Origin of the sequence: Acinetobacter sp. G11, assembly GCF_049808495.1 — a bacterium.
Taxonomy (GTDB): Bacteria; Pseudomonadota; Gammaproteobacteria; order Pseudomonadales; family Moraxellaceae; genus Acinetobacter; species Acinetobacter kookii.
Window position 1 is genome coordinate 56970 of sequence record NZ_JBNCAT010000015.1, and the last position, 7288, is coordinate 64257.

The 7288-nt window shown below is 45.0% G+C and carries 5 protein-coding genes; 1 reads left to right on the forward strand and 4 read right to left on the reverse strand.

The window, feature by feature from the left end; all coding sequences use genetic code 11:
• Nucleotides 1-66: 66 nt before the first annotated feature.
• From ACPUEY_RS07685 to pheA, 3 genes are all read right to left on the reverse strand, one after another.
• Nucleotides 67-2313 carry a bifunctional prephenate dehydrogenase/3-phosphoshikimate 1-carboxyvinyltransferase gene (locus ACPUEY_RS07685; RefSeq protein ID WP_425121701.1) on the reverse strand — a complete coding sequence of 749 codons (2247 nt, stop codon included), beginning with the start codon at nt 2311-2313 and terminating at the stop codon, nt 67-69.
• Between the two features lie 3 nt (nt 2314-2316).
• On the reverse strand, nt 2317-3423 hold the full coding sequence (gene hisC, locus ACPUEY_RS07690) for a histidinol-phosphate transaminase (RefSeq protein WP_425121702.1): 1107 nt from the start codon (nt 3421-3423) through the stop codon (nt 2317-2319).
• 75 nt (nt 3424-3498) lie between these two features.
• Nucleotides 3499-4608 (reverse strand): prephenate dehydratase, encoded by a 1110-nt coding sequence (pheA, locus tag ACPUEY_RS07695; RefSeq protein ID WP_092818505.1) that lies wholly within the window; start codon nt 4606-4608, stop codon nt 3499-3501.
• Between the two features lie 693 nt (nt 4609-5301).
• Between pheA and ACPUEY_RS07700 the strand changes: the two genes are divergently transcribed.
• Nucleotides 5302-5820: a type 1 glutamine amidotransferase domain-containing protein gene (locus ACPUEY_RS07700; RefSeq protein WP_425121703.1), complete on the forward strand. Its 519-nt coding sequence runs from the start codon at nt 5302-5304 to the stop codon at nt 5818-5820.
• Between the two features lie 87 nt (nt 5821-5907).
• Here the strand turns inward: ACPUEY_RS07700 and ACPUEY_RS07705 are convergent, their stop codons facing one another.
• Nucleotides 5908-7050, reverse strand: coding sequence for an acyl-CoA dehydrogenase family protein (locus tag ACPUEY_RS07705; RefSeq protein WP_092818507.1), 1143 nt, complete (start codon nt 7048-7050; stop codon nt 5908-5910).
• Nucleotides 7051-7288: the final 238 nt, after the last annotated feature.

The following is a 7288-nucleotide window of genomic DNA, read 5'->3' on the forward strand; positions in this document are numbered from 1 at the left end:
CAATAAAAGCAAAACAGCCAAGCAAAAGCTTGGCTGTTATTTAACAAATACACAAAATTAGACTAATTATTCACTGACCTGAATCGCCAGACCTGCCTGGTTAGCCAATTCAGTGAAGGTTGGGAAACTGGTTGCCACGGTTTCAGTACCGACAATTTTAATTTCACCTGAAGTACGCAAGCCCGCCATGGAAAAACTCATGGCGATACGATGGTCATGATGTGATTCAATTTCACCGCCTGTGAAAATTGCAGACCAGTCACCAGACTTGCCCTTACCTTCAATGATGATGCCATCATCGGTTGGCGTGCAGTCAATGCCCATGGTTTGCAAGCCATCTGCCATCACCTGAATACGGTCGGATTCTTTTACGCGAAGCTCGGCAGCACCGGTCAAAATGGTTTGACCCTCTGCACAGGCAGCGGCAATAAATAAAGCAGGGAATTCATCAATCGCCAATGGCACCTGATCTTCCGGCATGTGAATACCTTTTAAGGTGCGCGTGCCGCGAATACGAATGTCGGCAATCGGTTCACCGCCTGCAATACGTTCATTTTCAACCGTTAAATCTGCACCCATCTGTTTCAGGATTTCAATCACACCGGTACGGGTCGGGTTAATCCCTACCGCTTCCAAAGTGACATCGGAACCTTCAGTAATGGCAGCACCCACCATAAAGAATGCAGCAGATGAAATATCGGATGGAACCTGAATGTCAGTACCGACCAATTTGCCGCCACCTTGCAGTGAAATACGGTTGCCTTCCGTTTTTACCTCATAACCAAAGGCACGCAGCATACGCTCAGAGTGGTCACGGGTCGGTTCCGGTTCAGTGACTACAGTTTCACCTTCTGCCCAGAGTCCAGCCAGTAAAATCCCTGATTTCACCTGAGCCGAAGCCATTGGCAAGTCATAGTGAATCCCTTTAAGTGCCTGATTACCGGTAATAGATACCGGTGGCGTACCACGCTCACCTGTAGTTTGAATTTGCGCACCCATTTCACGAAGCGGTTTGGCAATACGCTCCATTGGACGCTTTGACAAGGATGCATCACCGGTCATGACTGAATCAAACTTCTGGGCACAGAGCATACCGGAAAGCAAACGCATGGAAGTCCCCGAGTTGCCCATGTATAAGGCACTCGCAGGTGCTTTCAAGCCATGCATACCTACGCCATGAATGGTCACTTCACCATTTTTAGGCCCTTCAATGCTCACACCCATATCACGGAATGCTTGCAGCGTTGCCAAGGCATCTTCACCTTCCAGGAAACCGGTAACATGGGTCGTGCCTTCAGCAATCGCACCAAACATGATGGAGCGGTGTGACACAGATTTGTCACCTGGCACGGTAAATTTACCTTTAAATGTCTTATCACCCGGCAAAATGGTAAATTGTTGTGTCACTTTATCGTTCTCCATCAAAGGTTTTTTAGCGAGCATATGATTGAAGTGTTGTCGAGCAGCTTGAGCATGCCCAAGCAGTCCCATCAATGCCTGTGAATCTTCAGTTTCAATGAGTTTGCGAATTTGAGCCAGTTGCTGCTCAAAACCATCCACTGCATTTAAAATTGCTTTTTTATTGGCAAAAAAGATGTCATGCCACATTTGCGGATCACTCGCCGCGATTCGGGAAAAATCGCGGAAGCCTCCTGCGGCATAACGGAAAATATCCAGATTATCTTCCCGGTTGGCCAGTTGCTCAACCAGGTTAAAAGCCATCAAATGCGGAAGATGGCTGGTATGCGCCAGCACTTCATCGTGCTTGTCCACATCCATGCAAATCACTTCTGCCCTGGCAGCTTGCCACAGTTGAACCAGTTTATCCACAGCCCAGTCAGCACTGCTTGGCAACGGTGTCAAAATGACTTTGTGATTAGCAAACAAATCGACCTTACCTGCATGCACGCCAGTATGTTCGGCACCCGCAATCGGATGTCCCGGAACAAAACCTGCCGGCAGGTTCTCACCATATACGGCTTTGGCTGCATCCACCACATTGCCTTTGGTACTGCCCACATCGGTAATGATGGTGTTGCCGGACAGATAAGGCTTGATGGTTTCTAACACCTTTTGCGTTGCCCGCACAGGCAAAGCCAAAACCACCAGATCTGCACCTTGCACTGCGTCTACAGGATTGCTATAGCCTTCTTGAATCAGACCAAGCGCCTTTGCATCTTCCAGCGTTTTTTGTGAACGTGTAGAGGCAACAATCTGTTTTGCCAGTTTTTCAGCAATGATGACACGCGCCAGACTTGAGCCAATCAGCCCAAGTCCAATAAAGGCAACTTTTTCAAACAGTGGCTGAGACATGGCTTAAGCTTTTTCCTCTACCGCATCAGGCGCTAAATCGAGTACTTTCGCCAGTGCTGTCAGGAACTTCGCATTTTCCGCTTCCGTACCAATTGATACACGCAGATGATTTGCAATACCCACAGGACGTACAATCACGCCTTCTTTTAACAAGGCATTGAAGGTTTGCGCAGGATCAGCCTGTACATCCACCAAAATAAAGTTGGCACGTGAAGGTACATAGTTTAAGCCCAGTGCCTCAAAGCCCTGTTCCAGCTGCTTCATGCCTGCTTTATTGACAATACGCGATTGCTCGATAAAGTCTTCGTCTTTCAGTGCGGCAACCGCAGCCACCATGGCAAGATGGTTAACGTTAAACGGCTGGCGAATACGGTTCAGGTAATCTGTCACTTCAACCGATGCCAAGGCAAAACCAACACGCAGTGCAGCCAGACCATAGCATTTAGATAAGGTACGGCTGACAATAATGTTTGGATATTGCTCCAGGAATTTCAGGCTGTTGAAGTTTTCCGGGAAATATTCCACATACGCTTCGTCCAGAACGACAATCACATTTGCCGGCACTTTTTGCATGAAAGCTTCAAATTCAGCTTCTTCAAACCAGGTTCCGGTCGGGTTATTTGGATTGGCAATAAAGATTAACTTGGTATTGTCTTTAATTGCTTCTGCCATGGCATCCAGATCGTGAGCAAAACCTTTGGCCGGCACTTCAATGGCTTCTGCATTAATGGCTTGAGTCACCAAAGCATACACGGCAAAAGCATGCTGGCTATAAATCACCGAGTCTTTCTCTGAAACGAATGCGCGGGCAAACATTTCCAGCAAGTCGTTTGAACCATTACCCAAAGTAATACGGTCAGCGGTCACACCGAATTGTGCTTGAATCTGGTCTTTTAAAATAAAACCGCCACCATCCGGATAGCGGCCAATTTCTGCCAATTCAGCTGCCACAGCCTGTTTGACTTTGTCAGAACAACCCAACGGGTTTTCATTCGAGGCTAATTTGACAATATCAGTAATCCCTAACTCACGCTCAAGTTCACTAATAGGTTTACCTGGTTGATAAGGCTTTAACTTTGAGATGCCTTCATTGGCAGGGACAAACGACATGTTACTCTTCCGCTATTTCAAGTGATAAAAGGGATCAGCCTAAAATTAAAAAATCAGGCCGATCACCAGAGTGATTTATAAAACTGCAATCGGATAAGAACCCAATACACGAATTTCTTTGACTAAAGGACGAATTTCTTCAATGGCCGCTTTGACATTTTCTTGCTCGATATGGCCTTCGAGGTCAATAAAGAATACATAGGCCCATTTTTCAGGCAATGCAGGACGGGTTTCAATACTGGTGAGACTAATGTTGTGTTTGGCAAATGGCGCCAGGATTTCCAGCAAGGCACCGGCACGGTCATGTGCAGAGATCAGCAATGAAGTTTTATCATTGCCACTTGGCGGCACTTTTTCACGGCCAATCACCAGGAAACGGGTGGTATTTTCCGGATTATCTTCAATATTGCTGTGCAGGATTTCCAGCTCATAAAGATTGGCAGCCACTTCTGATGCAATCGCTGCGGAATGCCATTCATTGCGAATACGGCGTGCCGCTTCAGCATTGGAACTTAAGGCAACACGTTCCACGCCCGGATAATGGGCATCTAACCATTTTCGGCATTGCGCCAAGGTTTGCTGATGGGCATAAATTTGTTTAATGCTGTCTTTACGGGTATTGGATGACACCAGGAACTGGTGATGAATACGCAGTTCCACTTCACCAATCACATTTAGGTGAGAAGATTTAAAACAGTCTAAAGTATGGTTCACCACACCTTCAGATGAATTTTCGACCGGCACCAGACCATAATGTGCACCACCCGCTTCTACTTCACGGAACACTTCATCAATGGTAGGAAGTGGGTGAACAATGGCATCTTGACCAAAATGTTTCAATACTGCTGAATGGGTATAGGTACCGACTGGACCCAGGAAAGCAATGCTTTGTGGCGCTTCCAATGCCAGACAGGCAGACATGATTTCACGGAACAAACGTGCCATGGTCACATCAGATAAGGGCCCTTCGTTACGCTGCATAACATTGCGCAAAACTTGTGCTTCACGTTCAGGACGGTAAAACAATGGATTCTCTTCAGCTGCAAACTTTGCTTTTGCCACCGCTTCGGCCAATCTGGCACGTCGGTTAATAAGCTGTTGAATCTGTTGATCTACAGAATCAATATCCTCACGGATTTGAGCAAGGTCAAGAGAAGTCGTCGTGTTTTGATCGTCGTTGATCATTGTTATGTTGCCCTTCAAAAACGTTATGCAAACAGTATAACAATAGTTAGCTTTCAAATGTTACGCAATAAGACTTTGATTGATTCAGTCTTAAAAACATACAGTTGATTTAATCAGCAATTTTATTCCTCATGTTTTTACCCGGAGTATTTAAAATTGATGAGCTTTTGCCAGTTCGCTAAAAATGACAGCACAGCTGTACATTTATAATTCAGCAAACTGGCTAGCGATTTTATGTCATTTCATGGAATAAATTTATCGGTATTTGCAAATAAGATCATCGTTAAAAACGCTTAATACTGAGCAGGTTTGATTAAAGCGGTTCTGGTCAAAAAACCTGAAATGCCGGAAATGACTTTGTGTAGTATTCCAGATAAATATATTCCAGCGCCCATCAAAACATGTATAGCTCCCAACCAACCCGCCCAGTCTTGCCTTGAATCACAGGAGAAAATGCCATGAAGTCTAGCTGACCGCATACTCGCCATCTGAAAAATGCTGTCTGCCAGCTTTTGACACATGAAGAAACAAAAGTTTTTTGCTTAATTTTTTAACCCTTACAAATAGTTAAAAATAGCGCCAAAGCTTTATCCATAGGGACTTTCGCATATTCAAGAGTTATTTACCAAACTCCATCACAATAGCTTAATGATTAATTTATAGTCTGTTAACAAAGCAATTCGGAGAACAACAATGTCCAAAAGAATCGCCGTTTTAGTGACCCATGATTTTGAAGATGCTGAATATTCAGAACCCGTGCAAGCCTTTCGTGCTGCACGGCATAGTGTTTTAAATATCGAAAATAAAGCAGGCAATATTGTCTATAGCCATAAACGAAAATCGGCCATCACCATTGACCAAAGTATAGATGATGTCACAGTGCATGATTTTGATGCCTTACTCATTCCTGGAGGATATTCTCCCGACCGGCTCCGTGGCGATGAGCGTTTCGTGAATTTTGTGCGTAATTTTGCTCATGCAGAAAAACCCATTTTGAGCATTTGTCATGGTCCGCAGCTCCTGATTACGGCCAAAGTCGTAAAAGGCCGCTTGATGACCACCATTAAAACGGTTGCCAAGGATCTGATTAATGCCGGCGCGGTCTATTATGATGTCGGTGTGGTCAATGATAACAATCTGTATATCTCATCACGCTCACCCGATGATTTGCCTGCGTTTATAGAAGAAAGTCTCATGGTTTTAAATCAATAAAAAAGCACCCCGCAAAGTTAGACCCGATGTCCAGCTTTTAGGGTGCAGTTCTGTTTGACTCTTTTATTATCACGTCTTACTGAGGAATTAACGCCCCAATAAACTACGCGCTACAATCTCTTTCATAATTTCATTGGTTCCACCGTAAATTCGCTGAATACGGGCATCTACAAAGAACCGTGAAATTGGATATTCCGTCATATAGCCATAGCCACCAAACAGCTGTAACAGCTTATCCGCTATTTTCATCTGCATGTCGGTGGCAAAACTTTTTAAAGCAGCGGCAGTTTCAACATCCAGTTTACCCTGCATATATAATTCAACGTTCTGGTTATAAAAAGCAGCCGTCGCTTGTTCCTCTATTTTTGCCTGCGCCAGAACAAAACGGGTATTCTGGAACTGGCTGATATGCTGACCAAAAGCCTGACGCTCTTTGACATAAGCAATGGTGACATCAATTGAACCGCGAATGGCGCCAATCGCCGTTGCAGCAATGGCAGTACGTTCCCGTGGCAATTCCTGCATTAAATAGGCAAAACCCTGTCCTGCCTGTCCCAGCAGCTGCTCTTTAGGCACCTGGATGTTATCAAAGAACAGTTCGGAAGTATCTTGTGAATGCAAACCAATTTTGTTGAGGTTGGTGCCTTTTTTAAACCCTTCCAGATGTGTATCCAAAAGCAGTAAAGACACGCCTTTTGCCCGTGCTTGCGGATCAGTTTTAGCTGCCAGCACCACCAGGTCAGCATGTTGACCATTGGAGATAAAGGTTTTGGAACCATTGAGCAGATAATGATCTCCCTGCAAGATGGCATTGGTACGCATTGCCTGCAAGTCGGAACCGGCACCCGGCTCCGTCATGCCAATCGCACCCACCACTTCACCGGTCACCATTTTTGGCAACCAGTACCGCTTTTGTTCTTCTGTCCCTATATGCAAAATATAAGGTGCCGCAATTTCGGAGTGGCATGAAATGCCGGTCGATATGGCACTAAATCCGGCACGTGCCGATTCTTCCACTAACATTAATGAATAATGGGTTGGCACACCATAACCGCCATATTCTTCAGGCACATCCACACACAAGAAGCCATTTTCGCCCAGTAAATTCCAGATTTCACGCGGCATAATGCCTTGCTGTTCCCACTGTTCATAATGCGGTGCAATATGCTCATTCAAAAAGCGTCTGAAGTTGTCACGGAATAATTCTAAATCAGCATCATAAGCCAACATATAGCGTCCTTGTATTTCGTCATTGTTATCTGTTCTAGCTTCCCATCCTATTCATTTTATTGGATGCTGTCATGCGTTATGACAGTCTTCTTTTATGACTCCAAGGTCAATAAAAAAGGAAGCCGAAGCCACTGCTGTCCCACAAATATCACAAGAAGAACCTCAATTGAGGTTCTTCTTGTTTTCGCCATTTTTTATCAGGCACAAAGAGTGACCTTAAAAGTTTCCTTTCAAATAA